Origin of the sequence: Peptoniphilus indolicus ATCC 29427, from assembly GCF_000227315.1 — a bacterium.
GTDB classification, from domain to species: domain Bacteria; phylum Bacillota; class Clostridia; order Tissierellales; family Peptoniphilaceae; genus Peptoniphilus; species Peptoniphilus indolicus.
This window is the reverse complement of the sequence record NZ_JH165061.1, coordinates 1,142,248-1,160,135: the sequence shown is the minus strand read 5'-3', so window position 1 is coordinate 1,160,135 and position 17,888 is coordinate 1,142,248. Positions and strand designations below refer to the sequence as shown.

16 protein-coding genes and 1 pseudogene are annotated in these 17,888 nt (G+C 31.9%); all 17 read right to left on the bottom strand.

Annotated features, from left to right (window positions below; all coding sequences use genetic code 11):
* Positions 1–8: 8 nt before the first annotated feature.
* Positions 9–1,910 carry an ATP-dependent zinc metalloprotease FtsH gene (ftsH, locus tag HMPREF9129_RS05205; RefSeq protein WP_004821098.1) on the bottom strand — a complete coding sequence of 634 codons (1,902 nt, stop codon included), beginning with the start codon at positions 1,908–1,910 and terminating at the stop codon, positions 9–11.
* A 14-nt stretch (positions 1,911–1,924) separates the two neighbouring features.
* Positions 1,925–2,455: a hypoxanthine phosphoribosyltransferase gene (gene hpt, locus HMPREF9129_RS05200; RefSeq protein WP_004821096.1), complete on the bottom strand. Its 531-nt coding sequence runs from the start codon at positions 2,453–2,455 to the stop codon at positions 1,925–1,927.
* 1 nt (position 2,456) lies between these two features.
* Positions 2,457–3,758 carry a tRNA lysidine(34) synthetase TilS gene (gene tilS / locus HMPREF9129_RS05195; RefSeq protein WP_040552347.1) on the bottom strand — a complete coding sequence of 434 codons (1,302 nt, stop codon included), beginning with the start codon at positions 3,756–3,758 and terminating at the stop codon, positions 2,457–2,459.
* 31 nt (positions 3,759–3,789) lie between these two features.
* Positions 3,790–4,179 (bottom strand): S1 RNA-binding domain-containing protein, encoded by a 390-nt coding sequence (locus tag HMPREF9129_RS05190; RefSeq protein ID WP_004821093.1) that lies wholly within the window; start codon positions 4,177–4,179, stop codon positions 3,790–3,792.
* Positions 4,180–4,205: 26 nt separating this feature from the next.
* Positions 4,206–4,496, bottom strand: coding sequence for an FtsB family cell division protein (locus HMPREF9129_RS05185; RefSeq protein ID WP_004821091.1), 291 nt, complete (start codon positions 4,494–4,496; stop codon positions 4,206–4,208).
* A gap of 51 nt (positions 4,497–4,547) precedes the next feature.
* Entirely contained in the window at positions 4,548–4,790 is a 243-nt protein-coding gene (locus HMPREF9129_RS05180; protein WP_004821090.1) for an RNA-binding S4 domain-containing protein, read from the bottom strand.
* 34 nt (positions 4,791–4,824) lie between these two features.
* Positions 4,825–5,109, bottom strand: a complete 285-nt coding sequence (hbs, locus tag HMPREF9129_RS05175) for a non-specific DNA-binding protein Hbs (protein ID WP_040552346.1) — start codon at positions 5,107–5,109, stop codon at positions 4,825–4,827.
* A 134-nt stretch (positions 5,110–5,243) separates the two neighbouring features.
* Positions 5,244–6,071 (bottom strand): SAM-dependent methyltransferase, encoded by an 828-nt coding sequence (locus HMPREF9129_RS05170; protein ID WP_004821085.1) that lies wholly within the window; start codon positions 6,069–6,071, stop codon positions 5,244–5,246.
* Positions 6,072–6,114: 43 nt separating this feature from the next.
* Entirely contained in the window at positions 6,115–7,272 is a 1,158-nt protein-coding gene (locus tag HMPREF9129_RS05165; protein WP_004821084.1) for a peptidylprolyl isomerase, read from the bottom strand.
* Positions 7,273–7,297: 25 nt separating this feature from the next.
* Positions 7,298–10,765: a transcription-repair coupling factor gene (gene mfd, locus HMPREF9129_RS05160; protein ID WP_004821082.1), complete on the bottom strand. Its 3,468-nt coding sequence runs from the start codon at positions 10,763–10,765 to the stop codon at positions 7,298–7,300.
* 54 nt (positions 10,766–10,819) lie between these two features.
* Positions 10,820–11,377: an aminoacyl-tRNA hydrolase gene (pth, locus tag HMPREF9129_RS05155; RefSeq protein WP_004821081.1), complete on the bottom strand. Its 558-nt coding sequence runs from the start codon at positions 11,375–11,377 to the stop codon at positions 10,820–10,822.
* A gap of 9 nt (positions 11,378–11,386) precedes the next feature.
* Entirely contained in the window at positions 11,387–12,334 is a 948-nt protein-coding gene (locus HMPREF9129_RS05150; protein WP_040552344.1) for a ribose-phosphate diphosphokinase, read from the bottom strand.
* A 2-nt stretch (positions 12,335–12,336) separates the two neighbouring features.
* Positions 12,337–13,719, bottom strand: a complete 1,383-nt coding sequence (gene glmU / locus HMPREF9129_RS05145; RefSeq protein WP_004821077.1) for a bifunctional UDP-N-acetylglucosamine diphosphorylase/glucosamine-1-phosphate N-acetyltransferase GlmU — start codon at positions 13,717–13,719, stop codon at positions 12,337–12,339.
* 169 nt (positions 13,720–13,888) lie between these two features.
* Positions 13,889–15,058 carry a S41 family peptidase gene (locus HMPREF9129_RS05140; RefSeq protein ID WP_004821074.1) on the bottom strand — a complete coding sequence of 390 codons (1,170 nt, stop codon included), beginning with the start codon at positions 15,056–15,058 and terminating at the stop codon, positions 13,889–13,891.
* A 9-nt stretch (positions 15,059–15,067) separates the two neighbouring features.
* Positions 15,068–16,291: a murein hydrolase activator EnvC family protein gene (locus HMPREF9129_RS05135; RefSeq protein WP_245946074.1), complete on the bottom strand. Its 1,224-nt coding sequence runs from the start codon at positions 16,289–16,291 to the stop codon at positions 15,068–15,070.
* A 10-nt stretch (positions 16,292–16,301) separates the two neighbouring features.
* Positions 16,302–17,201: a permease-like cell division protein FtsX gene (gene ftsX / locus HMPREF9129_RS05130; protein ID WP_040552343.1), complete on the bottom strand. Its 900-nt coding sequence runs from the start codon at positions 17,199–17,201 to the stop codon at positions 16,302–16,304.
* A pseudogene (ftsE, locus tag HMPREF9129_RS05125) lies at positions 17,188–17,873 on the bottom strand (cell division ATP-binding protein FtsE). Before ftsE ends, ftsX begins: the two are co-directional and overlap by 14 nt.
* Positions 17,874–17,888: the final 15 nt, after the last annotated feature.

Sequence of the window (17,888 nt, the reverse complement as noted above, 5' to 3'; positions counted from 1 at the left end):
TAAAATTTCTAAAGACTTTTTATTCTTCTATTATTTTTTTTAGCTTCTTTTGATAAGTCTGATTCTTCTATGTGGACTTCACCTTCAACCGGTTCTTGTTCACCGCTTATTATTTTTTCAAATTCATTTCTTGTAATTGTTTCTTTTTCAAGTAATGTATCTGAAACTTTTAATAGTTTAGCCATATTTTCAGAAAGTATCGCTTTACATTTAGCATATGCTTCATCAATCATTCTCTTAACTTCTTGGTCTATTGCATATGCTGTCTGTTCTGAATAATTTCTGCTTCTTCCCAAATCACGACCTATGAATACTTCTCCTTCATCTGTTGAAAGATTTATAGTACCTATTTTTTCACTCATACCATATTCTGTGACCATATCTCTTGCCATTTGAGTTGCTCTTTGAATATCGTTGTGAGCTCCGGTAGAAATGTCATCTAAGACAAGGTCTTCGGCAACTCTTCCACCCAGTAGTGTAACTATTTTATCTTCCATTTGACCTTTTGTCATAAAAGTCAATTCTTCTTCTGGTAGATATGAAGTAAATCCTCCTGCCATTCCACGAGGTATTATTGTAATCATATCGACAGGGTCTGTATTTTTTAATGACACAGATACAACTGCATGACCTGCTTCGTGAACTGCTGTAAGTTTTCTTTCTTTTTCTGTAACTACTTTAGATTTTTTAGCTGGACCTGCTTGAACTTTTATAGAGGCTTCATCGACATCTTCCATGCTGATTTTTATTTCGCCTCTTCTAGCTGCTAAAAGAGCTGCTTCATTCATAAGATTTTCAAGGTCTGCTGGAGTAAATCCTGGTGTTCTCTTTGCTATGGTCTTTAGATTTACATCTTCTGCAATTTTTTTATTCTTAGAGTGTATTTCTAATATTTGTTCTCTACCTTTTACATCAGGCTTTCCAACATAAACAGTTCTGTCAAATCTTCCTGGTCTCATTAGCGCCGGGTCAAGTATATCGGCACGGTTAGTCGCTGCCATAACTATTACGCCTTCATTTTCTCCAAAACCATCCATTTCAACTAACAACTGGTTTAATGTCTGTTCTCTTTCGTCATGTCCTCCACCTACTCCGGCTCCACGACGTCTTCCAACTGCATCTATTTCGTCTATAAATATTATGCAAGGTGCATTTTTCTTAGCTGATTCAAATAAATCTCTAACACGACTAGCTCCAACCCCTACAAACATTTCTACGAAGTCTGAACCACTCATTATAAAGAAAGGTACTTTAGCTTCTCCTGCAACTGCTCTTGAAAGATAAGTTTTACCGGTTCCCGGAGGTCCTACCATGAGAACGCCTTTTGGAATTCTAGCTCCCATCTCAACGAATTTTTTAGGACTTTTCAAAAAATCCACTATTTCAGATAGTTCTTCTTTTTCTTCTACTAGTCCTGCCACTTCGTTGAATGTTACCACCTTTTTATCTTCCGGTTTAATCATTCTAGCCTTACTCTTTCCAAAGCTTCCCATTTTAGAACCGCTACTTCCTTGAGTATGATTCATCATATAGTACCAAGCGCCTACAAATACTACAAGTATCAGTATTGTTGGTATCCATTCAACATAAAATGGTTTAACTTTAATTGGTTCTTGTGAAATATTTATATCACCTGTACTCACTTTAGGAGCTATATATTTCTCATATATATTTACTCTTGATTCACTTGGAAGATAAGTTATATATGCTTTTTCATTTTTTAATTTATATGTTACTTTTGAATCATCATAGTGTATATCTGTTACTTCATTTTTTTCAAGCGCTTGTACAAATTTAGTTGCTGAAACTTTATCTACCACTTCTTGCGGTGGAGTTATCATTCTAAAGCCAAATAAAACAAGTCCTATTAACATCAAATAGAGTAATATCCCACTTATTCTCTTATTCAATACATACCTCCTGTTTAAATATTTTCTTCAGAGTTATCATATATACCAATATATGGTAAATTTCTGTAATTTTGATTATAGTCCATACCAAATCCAACTACAAATTTATCTTCTATTTCAAATCCTATATATTTACACTCTATTTCTTTTAATCTTCTTGCAGGTTTTGAAAGCAATGTAACTATTTCAACAGACTTTGCGCCTCTTTGTTTTAAATTTTCAATAAGATATCCCATAGTATTCCCTGTATCTATGATATCTTCAACTATTAAAACATCCTTTCCAACCAGCTCAATTTCGACATCCTTTTTGATATTTACAGTCCCTGTGGACTCAGTTCCTTCATAGCTTGAAACTTGAATAAATTCCATGTAGACATTTTTATTAATTTTTCTAACTAGATCTGACATGAAAATAGTGGATCCTTTTAGAATACCAATCATCAAAATTTCACCATCATAATCCTTTTCTATTGCTTGTGCCAACTCAAGAATTCTATTTTGTATTTTATCTTCACTGATTAACACTTCTTTTATATTACCCAATTTATACCTCCAAACTTATACTAATTATCTTTTCAGTCCTACTTTCTATCTTGTATTTTTCATTCATTCTATACGGAGCAACCCAAATTATATTTTCATCATCAACTATTAGAGGCACAAAATCTCTTTTGTACTTAGGAACTCTATTATCTATTAAAAAATCTTTTATCTTTTTTGACCCTTTCATTCCTATTGGAGTAAATTTATCTCCATCTCTTTTATTTCTAATTCTCAATTGTCCTTTAATCTTTGAGGCGTCTACTTGAATTGAATTTTTACCCTTTTTAATGCCTTCTTCCACAATCAAAGTTCCTAATTTAGTTTTATTTATTCCAAATTTTAAAGTTTCATCGATCTTTTCAACTTCTTTTTTTAAAAATAAATATCCTTGAGAAATTTCAAAAATTAATTTATGCACTGTAATTGATGCAGAATCTTGCTTTATTAAATCAACTATATTTTCAATCTGTACTTTCCTAATACCCTCGATAAGATTTAACCTTCTAAGGTATTCTCTTATTATGATGCTTACTAAATATTCATCTTCATCTTTTAAAGGTTTAATATCTAATACATCTTCTTTCATATTATCCAAAAAATATCTATCAACTATTTTTTGAAAATATGTATTTTGTTTATGTGCTAAATCTTGTAACCTCAAAAGAGCTCCTTTAAAATTAGAATTCAAATTTTTTTCAATGTATGGAATTAATTCAAGTCTTAATTTATTTCGGGTGTATACAGCCATTGAGTTTGTTTCATCATCTACATGGTCTATTCCATTTTCTAAAAGATACTCTTCTATTTCCCTACGACTAATATTTAGCATTGGTCTATATAAATCTCCATTTACATACTCTATTGATTGTAACCCTTCTAAACCTGTCCCCCTAATTATTCTATACAGAATAGTTTCGGCTTGGTCATCTTGGTTATGAGCTGTAAATATTTTTGTGTTAAAAGTTCTAAAGAACTCATATCTTAAAAATCTTCCTGCTTCTTCTGAACTCATTTTATTTTCTTTAGCAAATTCATCCATGTTCACATCAATGGTTTCAAATTCGAGTTCTAATTTTTGAGCAATATTCCTTACAAAATCTTGATCTCTTTTTGCAGTTGCTCTTATCCCATGATTTACATGACAAACTTTAATTTTTATATTGAATTCTTCTCTTAACAAAAATAAATTGTAGAGTAAAAACATACTGTCTGCTCCACCTGAGCACGCAACTATGACTTCTTCTCCACCATCTATCATATTATATTTTTTTAAGTTTTCATAAAATGATTTATTATATTTCATATCAAAAAAATATGGCCATCTTTGATGGCCATTATCTACGAGATCTACCTGTTCCCATTTTGGCATTTTGTCTTGATCTTGCTTGTTCGTATTTTTCATTTGAATCTTTTAAAAACTTTGAAAGTTTATCTTCAAAAGAAGAGTCTTTTTCAGTTTTTTCAAAATCGACTACAGCCGGTTTAGAGGTCTTCGGAAGTGCTTGTTTTATCGAAAGATCAATTTTGCCATCTTCCATTGAAAGTATTTTAACTTTTACTGTTTGACCTTTCTCTAAATGGTCACTGACATTTTCAACGTATGAATCTGATATTTGGGATATATGTACTAACCCGCTTTGTTCTTCCGGTAAACTAATAAACGCACCAAATTTCATTACATTTGATACAACACCTTCTACTATTTGGCCTACAGTTAATGCCATTAAATAATTCCTCCTATGTTCTTCTGTTATTTTTTCTCGGCTTTTTCCTTATCAATATAAACTACCTCTCTAGGTTTAACCATCCCAAGTTCTTCTCTTGCAACTTTTTCAATAAACTCAAGAGAGCCTGATGATTTTTTTTCTTCTTCAAGATTTTTTATATCTGACTTTAAAGTTTTTATTTCCCTATTGTATTCCGCTAACTGAATATTTTTATCATGAGCTTTAGACATAGCTGTACTCATATTGTGTCCAGCATAAACCGCCGAAATAATTACGATAGCTATGTATATTTTAGGAATTCCTCTTCTTTTCATAAAATAGCCTCCAAAGTCATTATCACACCCGAAAGTAGTTTTTTCAAGGAGTTAGTCAATAATTTTATACAAACTATCAGCTTCGTCCTTTTTTACATGGTCTTTTATCTCTAAGACTTCTACTCTTCTTGTAGAATTGCCAAATTCTATTTCAATTAAATCTCCAACTTTAACTTCAGTTGATGGTTTTGCCACATTGTTATTCACTTTAATATGACCACCTTCAGCTGCTGTCTTAGCTACAGTTCTTCTAACTATAATTCTTGATATTTTTAAAAATTTATCTAATCTCATATTAAAAATGGGAGCTACTTATGCCCCCAATAGCTTATTTGCTTTTATTTACTGCTTCTTTTAATGCTTTACCTGATCTGAATACAGGGGCATTTGACTTAGGAATTTTGATAACTTCTTCAGGATTTCTTGGGTTTCTTCCTTCTCTTGCTTTTCTTTCTCTAACTTCGAAAGTTCCGAATCCTACTAATTGTACTTTTTCTCCATCTGTAAGAGCTTCTTGTACTGATTCTAAAAATGCGTTAAGAGCCATTTCAGCATCTTTTTTTGTTAAATTACTTTTTTCTGCTATGCTTGTTACTAATTCTGATTTGTTCACTATAAATCCTCCTTTATTAATTGCCGTTTCAGCCATGTTTTTTTGCTGTGCAATTACCTTATCTTCTAAGACTATCGTTATTATACCCTATCTTACCTAATCTTTCCACTTAAATTTATAAAAAAAGCCTAATTTTAGACATTTTTATTGTAAATTTTCTGTAAAATATCGTATATATAACTCTCTCCATTTGTGTCAACTGCAACTAATTCTTCTAAATCATTTTTTAAATTTTCAATTAATTCTTCCACATCCACATCTATTTTCTTATCTTCTTTTCTAAATTTATTTAATATATCTCCAAACCCAACTATATCTGATTTTGGAATATAGATTACACACTGATGATTATATTCTATTCTGTCCATTTCATATATGGATATATATTCTACAGTTTCATCTTCGAGTCCGGCATTTTTTATAAAGTAAACTTTGTATTCATCCCCGTATATTTCAGATAGAGACAATTTTAAGTCTACTGCTGTTCTCATGTTATAAACTTGAGTTATTGCTATATCAAGCTTAGTGTTTATGTTAAATGGAGTAAAATCATCTGCATCAAGTAACATAAAGCCTGTTGATGGGTCTCTTTTCACAGCATTTAAAATATGTTCTATAAAGCTCACTCCAGCCACCAAGTGAATATCAATTTTCTTTTCAATTAATTTTAAAACTGTTCTTTCTGCTATAAGTGGTGTCCCTGGTACAAAATAGTTTATATCTCTTTCTTTTGACTTTTCAATCAGTGTTTCTACTATTTTATCATAAACTTCTTCGAATGTTTCTTCGCTTTCGTATAGATAGTCAAATGTGTTGTATTTTACATTTAATTCAATAAATTTTTTAATTGCATCTACTTTTTCAGTTCTCAAATAATTTGGATTTTCATCTTTTATATATTCTAAAGCTTGTAAAGTGATGCCATATTGGTCTGTTGCTCCAAGTCCTATTATATTTATCATCTTATAAAAAAGGTGGCTTAAAGCCACCCCTCCTCTTTTCTAATTATTTGCTTTTTTCTTCTGTTTTTTCAGTATTTTTTGCATTCTTATTTTCTTTTGTATTTGAAGCTTTGTTTGCTTTAGCTTTTTCTTTTGTTTCTACTGTTGAATTTCCAACTTCATCTGCCGGTGTTTCTTTACTCTTGTCTTCTGCTTTTGTAGCTGCTGTTGGTAATTTAAATTCTTCAGGAATTTCGATGTCGTCTTTTACATTTACATATTTTTCTATTTTAGCTTCTTTTTTAAGATTATCAAGATGATCTTTATATTTTTGTTGAGTTACAGCACTTTCAATAATTTCTTTAACTTCTTCTAATTTCTTATTTTCAAATTTATTAAGTTTAATGATGTGGAAACCGAATTGAGATTCTACCGGGTCAGATATTTCTCCAACTTTAATAGATTTAACAACATCTTCAAATTCTTTTACCATCATTCCATTTGAAAATTCTCCAAGTTCTCCGCCTTTTTCAGCTGAACCTTTATCTGTTGATTTTTCTTTTGCAATTTGGGCAAAGTCCGCACCTTTAGATAGCTCTTTCTTGATTAAATTAGCTTCATTTACATCTTTAACAAGAATATGTGCTGCATCCGCTGTAAAGTATTCATCTTTATGTTCATCATAATATTTTTTAATTTCGTCTTCACTTGCCTTAAATTCTTTTTCTTTTACTTTATAGTATTGTTTCATTATATTTAAGTTAGTGAAGTATTTTCTGTAATACGCTTCATTTGAACCCATTTGCTTTAATTGTTCATTAAAAGCTTCTTGTCCACCCATTTGCTCTTTAACAGTATTTAATTCCTTGTCAATTTCTGCCTCTTCTGCTTTGATCCCTAATTTTTCAGCATCTTGTTTTAAAATTTCCATATCAATTAAGTCATTTAAAACAGATTCTTTAATAACTTGGTCCATAGTTTTTGATGGATCTTGAGGTGATTTTTCGGTTAAATAACTTTCACTTCCTGCTGACAGAGTATAATAATTTCTTTGGCTTGCATAGTTCTTTACAAATTCTTCTTGAGTTATATCCACTCCATTAACTGTAGCGGCAACTCCTTCTTTTTTAGGTGTTCCACAAGCTGTTGTAATAAGTAATGCTGAAAGTCCTACTCCCAACACAATTTTATTCATAGTATTTTTTAAATTCAAAACATTCATCCTCTCTTTTTCTATTTATTATACACTAAGAAGCCGTTGCATTGGTGTTAATTTTGTGTAACTTAACTATCCCAACAATTTTCAACAAATCTTGTAGTGGATATTTTAAACCTTTTATTATAAGTCCCGGCGAGGTTCCCAAGTCAAAAGTTATATTTCTAAACATATCTTGCAACACATTTATCAACTCTAAATTAGGTAAATTCTTAAGCCTTAAATCATATCTATCGCCGCTTTGCATGACTGATGTAATGCCTGATTCTCTAGCTTTATTTCTTATCAAGGAAATATCCATCAAATTAGAAACTTCTTCTGGTACATCTGAATACCTATCTATCAACTCATCTACTAAGTCTTGGTATTCAGTCTCACTATCAATCATAGCAATTTTTTTGTAAATTTCAAGTCTTTGTTCATTATCCATAATGTAGTTGTGTGGAATGAATGAATTTACTTTTATATCTACTTGTGTATCTTCAACTTCTTCGACTTCTTCTCCTCGCTTTTTAGCAACTGCTTCTTTCAAATATTTAATATATAAATCATATCCTATTGAATTTACATGACCCGATTGTCTTGAACCAAGTATGGAGCCTGAGCCTCTTATTTCAAGGTCTTTTAGAGCAAGTTTATATCCACTTCCAAATTCCGTAAACTCCTTTATAGATTTAAGTCTCTTAGTTGCAACTTCTGTAAGTGAAACATCTTTTTCATACGTAAAATATGCATATGCAATTCTGTTTGACCTACCTACTCTACCTCTCAATTGGTATAACTGAGATAGTCCCAATCGGTTTGCTTCAGTTACTATAATTGTATTTGCATTTTGAACATCCAATCCGGTTTCTATAATTGTCGATGCTATAAGAACATCATATTCTCCCTTAATAAAATCTACGAAAGTCTTCTCAAGTTCTCTCTCACTCATCTGCCCATGAGCCATTGTAAAACTCGCCTCAGGAACTAAATCTTTTAACTCTGCCATTTTGAGTTCCATTTCTTGAACTCTGTTGGTCACATAAAAAACTTGTCCGCCTCTTTCAATTTCCTTTATAATCGCCTCTCTAACCATAAGAGGATTGTGCTCTAACACATAAGTTTGAACTGGAAATCTCTCTTCCGGCGGTTCATCTATAACTGACATATCCCTTATGCCAATCATAGACATCTGCAATGTTCTTGGAATTGGAGTTGCTGTAAGGGTCAATGTGTCCACATTTTTTTTCAAAGTCTTTAACTTCTCTTTATGTCTTACTCCAAATCTCTGCTCTTCATCTATAATTAATAATCCCAAGTCCTTAAACTTTACATCTTCTGAAAGTAATCTATGAGTTCCAACAACTATATCCACGAATCCGTCCTTTAAATCTTCAAGATCTTTTTTAATCTGTGCTCTTGATCTAAATCTTGACAACAATGCTATCTTCACTGGAAAATCTCTAAACCTTTCTACGATTGTGTTATAGTGTTGCTCTGCAAGTATAGTTGTCGGCACCAAAAATGCAACTTGTTTTGAATCCATAATCGCCTTAAAAGCTGCTCTAAGTGCAACTTCTGTCTTTCCATATCCCACATCGGCGCACAACAATCTATCCATTGGTCTTTCAGACTCCATATCTTTTTTAATCTCTGCTATTGAGCTTGTTTGTCCTTCTGTTTCTTCATATATAAATGCATCTTCAAACTCGCTTTGCCATTGAGTGTCTTCACTAAACTTATATCCCTTAATTTTCTCTCTTGTAGCATATAAATTTATTAAATCATCTGCCAGATCTTCTATGTTTTTTCTTACTTTTTGCTTTGTACGACTCCATTCAACAGAGTTTAATTTATTTATTTTCGGTTTAGTACCGTCTCCAACAACATATTTATAGATTGAATCCAGATTTTCTATGGGAATAAATAGTTTGTCTTCGCCACGATATTCTAAAATCACATAGTCTTTTTGAGTTCCTTGTACTTCAAGTCTATCAGTGCCCATATACTTTCCGATACCATGGGCTTCATGTACTACATAATCTCCAACTTTTAAATCATCAAAATTTATCTTCTTGGCATTTTTATCTTTTTTGTGTTTTTTCTTATTTGAGCTGCCATAAATTTCTGAATAACTTAAAACGACATATTTAGAATCTACTATTTCAAAGCCTTCGTGAATACTTCCTTCTGTAACTACAATTTCAGAAGTTTTTATTTCAGTTTCAAAATCTTTATCAAACCTTGAATGTAAATCAAATTCTTCCAAAGTCGTAACAAATTTTTTAGCTTTAGTTTCACTACCCGCTAATATTATTACCTTATTGCCTCTATAAACATAATCTTTCAAATCATCGATGAATAATTTTATTTTTCCTCGATAGTTCGTAGATGATTTTATTTTTATATTAAAAGGCTTTCCAGTTTTAAAATATTTTTGAGAAACAGTCAGTGTGTTTAAAGTTATCAAATTTGAACTATTTAAAGTTTCAATCAAAAATGCTTCATCAAATTTTACATTCTCATGTGCTTTTAAAGCCTCTCCTCTTGCAATCAACTCAGACAAATTATCCAGGCTGTCCCTAGAACTTGCTTCAAAATGTTCAAAAGATATGTTTGGTTCTTCCATCAAAACAATTGGTTTTTCTACAAAATAATCAAGTACAGTTGATGTGTGTTCCGCTTCTAAAAAAGGTGTCGCCAAATCTATTATCGGTCCTATATCTCCTGTCTCAATTTTTTCTATAACTCGTTTAAATTTTTCTTCAAGCCTTTCCTTTTCTTTGCCTGTAAGCTTTGTCTTTTTTAACTCAGAATTTATTTTCTTTATAACTATTTCCTTCATCTCTGAAGTTAAAATCATTTCTTGAGCTGGCAGTACTTTTATATTTCCCAAAGTATCAATTGACCTTTGAGTAGATATATCAAAAGTTCTTATCGAATCTACTTCAATATCAAAAAGCTCTATTCTATATGGATTTTCAGAATATATGTCGATTATATTCCCCCTGATTGCAAATTGACCCTGAGCTTCTACTTGCGAATATCTCTCATAACCAAGTTGAATTAACTTTTCTTCGATATTTTCAATTATATTTTTACCTTGAATTATTTCGAATGAATAATTTTTAAAAATTTCAACTGGATTATATCTATCTGCCAATGCACCCAGAGTACAAACTAAAAAATCTACTTCTCCACTTGCCAACTTTGTCATGGTTTTTAATCTACTGTAAGTATTTTCTGCCGACTTAGAAAATTTATTATATAAAAATACTTCTCTTTCAGGAAAATATTCAGTTTTTTGACCAAGACTGTTCAAGTCTTCATATATTTTTCTGGCTTTTAAACCATCGTTAGCTACAATCACTAAGGGTCTATTTTCAAAAATTGCATATGCAAAATGAGAAGTTGCTGATGGAGTTACACCATAAATGTGTAAGGTATCCCCTCTCTCTATGCTACTCTGAATTTCTGAAAAATTGCTTAAATTTCTAAAACCGTATTTTAATAACAATATTTTCTCCTAGAATCTAATATAACAAGTAAAATCGGGAAGAGTGCTCCCCGATTAGTTAAACTTATTCATCGCAGCATCTGACCCGTTTTCAATAATTTCTACAACCGAATCAGCTGCTCTTTCTATAGCATTTTCTATCTTAGGGCCATCTGCCTTGCTAAATCCCCCAAGTACATATTCTGCTAAATCTATTTTATGTTCATTGTTTCCAACGCCTATCTTAATCCTCAAAAACTTATCGCTTTGTAACTGATATATAATTGACTTCAATCCATTATGCGTTCCAGCAGAGCCGCTTTTTTTTATTTTAAGAGTATATGGAGCTATATCTATGTCGTCAACTAAAATAATCACATCTTCAGGCTCAAGCTTATAAAAATTCATGGCATCTCTAATAGACTCTCCACTATTATTCATATAAGTTTGAGGTTTCAACAGTATTACTTTTTCATTATTTATTCGGACCTCTTCATAAAGTCCTTTAAATTTTATCTTTTTGACTTTCACATTGAGCTTTTCTGCTAATTTATCAATTGCCAAAAATCCAACGTTGTGTCTTGTGTACTCATAATTCTTGCCCGGATTGCCAAGGCCCGCTACTATATACAAATAATCACCTTATTCAAACATTTCACTTACTGAACTATTTGAGTTTATTCTTCTTATTGCAGCAGCAAATAAACTTGCAACAGACACTACATCAATTTTGTCAATTTTCTTTTCTTCAGGTAAGAAAATTGTATCCGATATAATAAATTTCTCCATAACACTACTTTCTAATCTTTCAGTTGCCGGTCCCGATAGTACCCCATGGGTTGCGCAACCATATACCTTCTTTGCCCCTTTTGCCTTCAAAGCTTCTGCTGCTTTACAAATAGTTCCAGCTGTATCGATTATATCGTCAACCAAAATACAATTTTTACCTTCAATATCCCCAATTATATTCATAACTTCTGATACATTTGGCTTTGGTCTTCTCTTTTCTATAATTGCGATAGGTAAATTTAATTGGTTGGCAAACTTTCTTGTTCTAGTTACCCCCCCCAAATCAGGAGACACAACTACAAAATTTTCTCCTTCAACTATATCTGTGAAATATTTTGCAAGAGTTGGGACAGCTGTCAAATGATCAACAGGAATATTAAAATAACCTTGAATTTGACCTGCGTGTAGGTCCATAGTAACTACCCTGTTTGCTCCGGCAACTGTTAAAAGGTCTGCAACTAATTTAGATGTGATTGGTTCACGAGCCTTAGTTTTACGGTCTTGTCTTGCATATCCATAGTATGGAAGCACAACATTTATATGCCCTGCTGAAGCTCTCTTAAGAGCGTCTACCATAATCAATGTTTCCATCAAATTCTTATTTACAGGATTTGAAGTTGATTGAATTACATAAACATCTCTTCCTCTAACTGTTTCTGCGATGTCTATTGCTATTTCACCATCAGAAAATGTCTTTACTTCACATTTTCCCATTTCCACTCCAAGTTCTCTGCAAATGTCCTCAACTAATTTTTTGTTTGAATTACCTGTAAATATTTGAATATCTCCTGAAACTGACATAACTACCTCCTGTTTAAACCTTTCTTTGTTACCCAACCTTTAATATCTCTTCTGTCTGCTCTCTCTATTGCCAATTGACCTTCGACAACATCTTTTGTTATTGTAGAACCAGCTGCTATATAGCCATTTTTTTCAACGTGAACTGGTGCAACTATATTGGAATTAGAACCTAAAAAAGCACCTTCGTCTATTTGACTTCTAAATTTGTTCTTTCCATCATAATTTACAAACACTACTCCACACCCAACATTTACATCTTCTGCCACATCAGCGTCTCCAATATATGCAAGATGTCCCGCTTTAGATCCGTCTCCAAAATTTGTATTTTTAACTTCTACAAAATTACCTATTTTAACTTTTTTGCCAACATTACTCTTAGGTCTTAAGTGTGCAAATGGTCCTATTGTAGTTCCATCTCCAACAACAGATTCCTCAATTAGTGCATTGTCTATAATAACTCCATTGCCTATTTTAGAATCTATAATTCTTGTATTTCCATAAATGGTGCAGTCTTCACCGATAACTGTATTGCCCTGTAAAATAGCTCCTGGATATATTTTGGTGTCACGTCCTATCTCAACTGTAGGTTCAATGATAATTGATTTGCTATCTATCATTGTTACACCTTTTTTCATATACTCAACATTAACTCTAGTTTGCATAATTTCATTTGCAATACACAAGCTATCTCTCGAATTTATCCCGAGAATTTCTGTATTATCCTTTAACTTATAGCCACCTATTCTCTTTTCACTTTCGAATAAATCTTTTACTACATCTGTTAAATATAATTCACCTTGAGAATTATCCGTATTTAGATTTTTTAAAGAATTTTTTAATTCTCTACCGTTAAACACAAAAATTCCGGAGTTTATTTCTCTAATAAGTTTTTCTTTTCCTCCGGCATCTTTTTCTTCAACTATCCTTGTAATCTGTGCATCTTCATTTCTAACTATTCTTCCATAGCCAAATGGATTTTGCATATCGGCTGTTAAAATTGTGCATGAAAAATTACCTCTTTCATGATACTCCATAAGTCCGTTTAAAGTATCAGCCTTAACAAGAGGTGTATCTCCGTTTAATATAAGTACTGTATCTTCATCTTCAAAATCTTCAATGGCTTGCATAACTGCAAATCCAGTCCCATAAGGCACATCATCTCCTATGGGCTGAGTTCTAAAAATCAATTCAGAATTTTCAAAACGTTTGACAATTTCTTCTTTGCCATGTCCCACTATAACACTTACTCTACTGACATCACTTTCTCTCGCAGCCTTAACGACATATCCAAGCATTGGTTCTCCCAGTATTTCATGAATTACTTTAGGTTTTTTTGATTTCATTCTTGATCCTTCGCCTGCCGCAAGGATTACAGAAACCTTCATTTTTTTACCACACCTTTACATTTTTCTAAAACTATTATACATATCAAATCGAGTTTACTCAACATTAAAACTTACTTTTTATAGTATTAAAATATTTTTATTAAAATTATTATAGATTTACAATTAAAAAATCCTCTTAAAATTTTTCATTTTAAAAGGATTTCTAAACTTATTTTTTATTTATTTCACTTTGCAATATTTCAATTGCCTTTTGTAATTGATTGTCTGTGTCTTTAAAATTAGGGCCTATTCCCTTAGTCTCTTTATTCAATTCAACTTCAACATCAGGTTCTACTCCTAATTTGTGAATTGATTTACCACTTGGTAAAAAGTATTCAGATGTAGTTAATTTTATTCCATCTCCGTTTGGAAATCTAACTGCAGTTTGAACAATTCCCTTACCAAATGTCTTTTTACCTACTATGGTAGCTCTTTTATAATCTTTAAGAGCTCCGCTTAGAAGCTCTGACGCAGATGCCGACCCCTCATTAACCAATACCACTAAAGGTGCACTGTAATGATTTTCGTCAGAGTCGAATTCAAAATCTCTCTTGCCATTTTTAGTTTCTGCATAGACTATATTACCCTTAGGTAAAAGTAAATCTGCTATCTCAGCTGCTGATGTAACTACACCACCTGGATTTCCTCTTAAGTCTAAAATCATTCCTTCTACATTTTTAGACTTAAATTCTTTTAAAGTCTTTTCAAAATCTTTAGAAGTCATCTCATCAAATTGTAATATATCTACATATCCTATATTGCCGATTAATTCTGAATTTACTGTATCAACTCTTATTTCATCACGTTTTATAGTCAAGTCTTCAGTTTCACCAGTTTTTCTTAAAAGAGTAATCTTTATTTCTGTCCCTTTTTTACCCTTCATAAGGTTAGACGCTTCTTGTAATTTATCCCCACTAAATTCTTGGTCTGCAACTTTTAATATTTTATCTCCTGCTTTTACACCGGCTACATCTGCTGGAGAGCCCTTTATTGGAGAAATTACAGTTATTAAATTATCCTCGCCTTTAGTTATGACCACGCCTATTCCGAAGAATTTTCCTGTTGTAAAGTCCATAAGTCTATCATATTCTTCTTTTGTATAATATTCTGAATATGGGTCATTCAATCCGGATACAACACCTTTTAATTCTCCTTCTAAAAGTTGTTTGTCTGTAACTTCATATAGATAATGTTTCCTTACAAAATCTTCTAATTGTGCAATCTGTGTATATTTATCTTTATCTACTTTAATGAATCCCCCTGCCCCTAAGACAAAGGTAAATATATGTGTAACTATTAATAATATTATACACACTAAAACTTTTAAGTATTTTTTCATTGTATCTACCTATATATAATTTAATGGGTTAACCGGCTGCCCTTCAACCCTTACTTCAAAATGTAAATGCGGTCCCGTAGATAGACCTGTTGAACCTACTAATGCTATTACATCTCCAGTACTAACTGTTTGCCCTGGCATAACTTTTAGTGCACTGTTATGCGCATATACGGTTACGATATCTCCATGATCCACCATTACAACATTACCATATCCATTCATAAATTTTGACATTATGACAGTACCTTTTCTAACTGCTATTACTGGTGTTCCACTTGAGGCCGGAATGTCTACTCCAGAATGGAATCTGCTAGTTCCTAAAATAGGGTGAATTCTGTAGCCAAAAGGAGATGAAATGCTATAGCATCCTGGAACTGGCCAAGATAAATTTGCTCCGTTTCTAGGTCCTAAATTTAAGTTCCTCAAATTTGCAGTTCTATTTATTCCAGCTTTTGCCTGTTGTGCTGCTAAAGCTTCTCTTTGTTTAGCAATTTTTATTTCATCTTGTAATTTTAGAATTTCTTTATCTAAGTTAGTCCATTCATTTTCAGCAATTTCATATTCTTTAGTATATGCTTGAACGTCAAGTTGAAGTTTATTCATATATTCTTGTTTCTTTTGATTTGCCGCAACGTATTGATTTTTTTCAGATTCTAATTTACTCTTTGAGGCTTCGATTTTTACTTTGTTATCTTCTAAAATCTTTTTTGTATTAGTTATCACATTGATTTTTTCTGAAATTTCATCAAGTAATTTTTTGTCTGAATCAGCTATGGACGAAATAATTTCATAATTTAAAAGCAATTCTTCAATATCACGTGAATTTAAAATTACTTCAATGTATTCTACTTTTCCATTCATATACATTGCCCTTACTCTCTCAGTAAATAATTTTTTACTCTTTTCTAAATCTTCTTGGGCTGTAACTAACTCTTTGCTCTTTCTATCTATGTCCTCTTTTAAAGCTGTAATTTCAGTTTCTAAAGCATAGATGCCATTTGATAAACCACTTATTTTTTTATCTATTTCTATAATTTCACCTTGCACAGTATTAACATTCTTTTGAACTTCATTTATACTGTTTTTGCTTTTTTTAAGTTGCTCTGAAATTTGTTGCTTTTGTTTTTGTATGTTAGTCTTTTGTTTCTCAAGTGAACTACTTGAAGCATATACACTACTACTTAATAAAACAGTAGCTGATATAATCGCCACTGATGTCCTCATATTTTTCATTAAAGTCTCCTCATACATTTAAATGTCTTTCAGTAGACACCAACGAACCTAAATAACCTATGCCTGCTCCAATACAGGCAAATATAATTGAAATATGCTTACCTATTATAGTAGGACTTACAAGCCCAACCTCAATTATATTTGTTATTTGTGCATTATGACCTGCATAGTAAAAACTGTACAAATGGTGAACAATAAAAAACGCCAACGCAGCGCCAACTAATCCAAATATTATTCCTTCTATTAAAAATGGACTTCTAATATACGAATCTGTCGCTCCTATATATTTCATTATATTTATCTCGTGGCTCCTATTAGAAACTGCTATTCTAATAGTATTATGGATAATTAAAACTGAAACAAACACTAATGCCAATACAATTGCTGCACCAACATACTTTACCATGTTTTCAAATTTATACATTTGTTCAATCAATTCGTACTGATAGTCAGCTCTCTCTACAATATTATGTCCTGTCATTTCTCTTGCAACTTCTGATGCAATTGTCAAATCATTTAAACTCACAATTAAAGATGCCGGAAGTGCATCTGGCGGCAATGAATCCATTACATAAGCCTTATCTCCCAAACGTTCTTTGAATTTTTCAACTGCTTTTTCCTTTGATATATATTGCACTTGAGTTACACGTTCATCTTTGCTCAATTTAGCTATCAGGTTATTTATGTCTGCTGCCGGCGCTTCATCTCTTATGAAAACCACAACTTTATCAAGTTCTTGACCTAAATTATAAACAGCGCTATTTATATTTAAAAGAAGTAACAATACAATTCCAAAAAGAGTCAACATAGCACCTATTGAAATAGTAGATGCAGTCGCCATACCAAAATTTCTTATTATTCCCTTTAAACTCTCTTTTAGGATATTTATGAATTGTCTAAATATTCTCATAATATCCTCCATTTTTAACGTCATTTACAACTTGACCATCTTTTAGAGTTATAACACGTTTTTTCATATTATTTACAATCTCAACTGCATGAGTCGCCATTATGATTGTAGTGCCTTGATTATTTATTTTCTCAAGAGTATTCATAACTTCCCAAGCAGTTTCTTGATCCAAATTACCTGTCGGCTCGTCACAGACAAGTATAGGCGCCTTATTTACTATAGCTCTTGCTATTGATACTCTTTGGTCTTGTCCACCTGACAATTCCGAAGGATAAGATTTCATTTTATCTTCCAAATTTACAAGTTCTAAAGCATGTTCCACTGCTATTTTTATATTCTTTTTACTTTCTCCTTGAACTTCAAGAGGATATGCCACATTTTCAAATACATTTTTTTTGGCCAAAAGTCTAAAATCTTGAAACACTACTGAAATATCTCTTCTGAGCTTAGGAACTTGACTGTTCTTTAACTTAGTTATATCAGTATTATTTATTATGATGTTCCCCCTTGTAACTTTTTCTTCTCTTATGAGTAGCTTTACAAGAGTTGATTTTCCAGCTCCACTTGGACCAACTAAAAAACAAAATCCCCTCTCGGAACAACCATGTTTATATTTGAAAGAGCCATAACTCCGTTACCATACTCTTTAAATACATTTTTAAATTCTATCATTGTTATTCCTTTCAT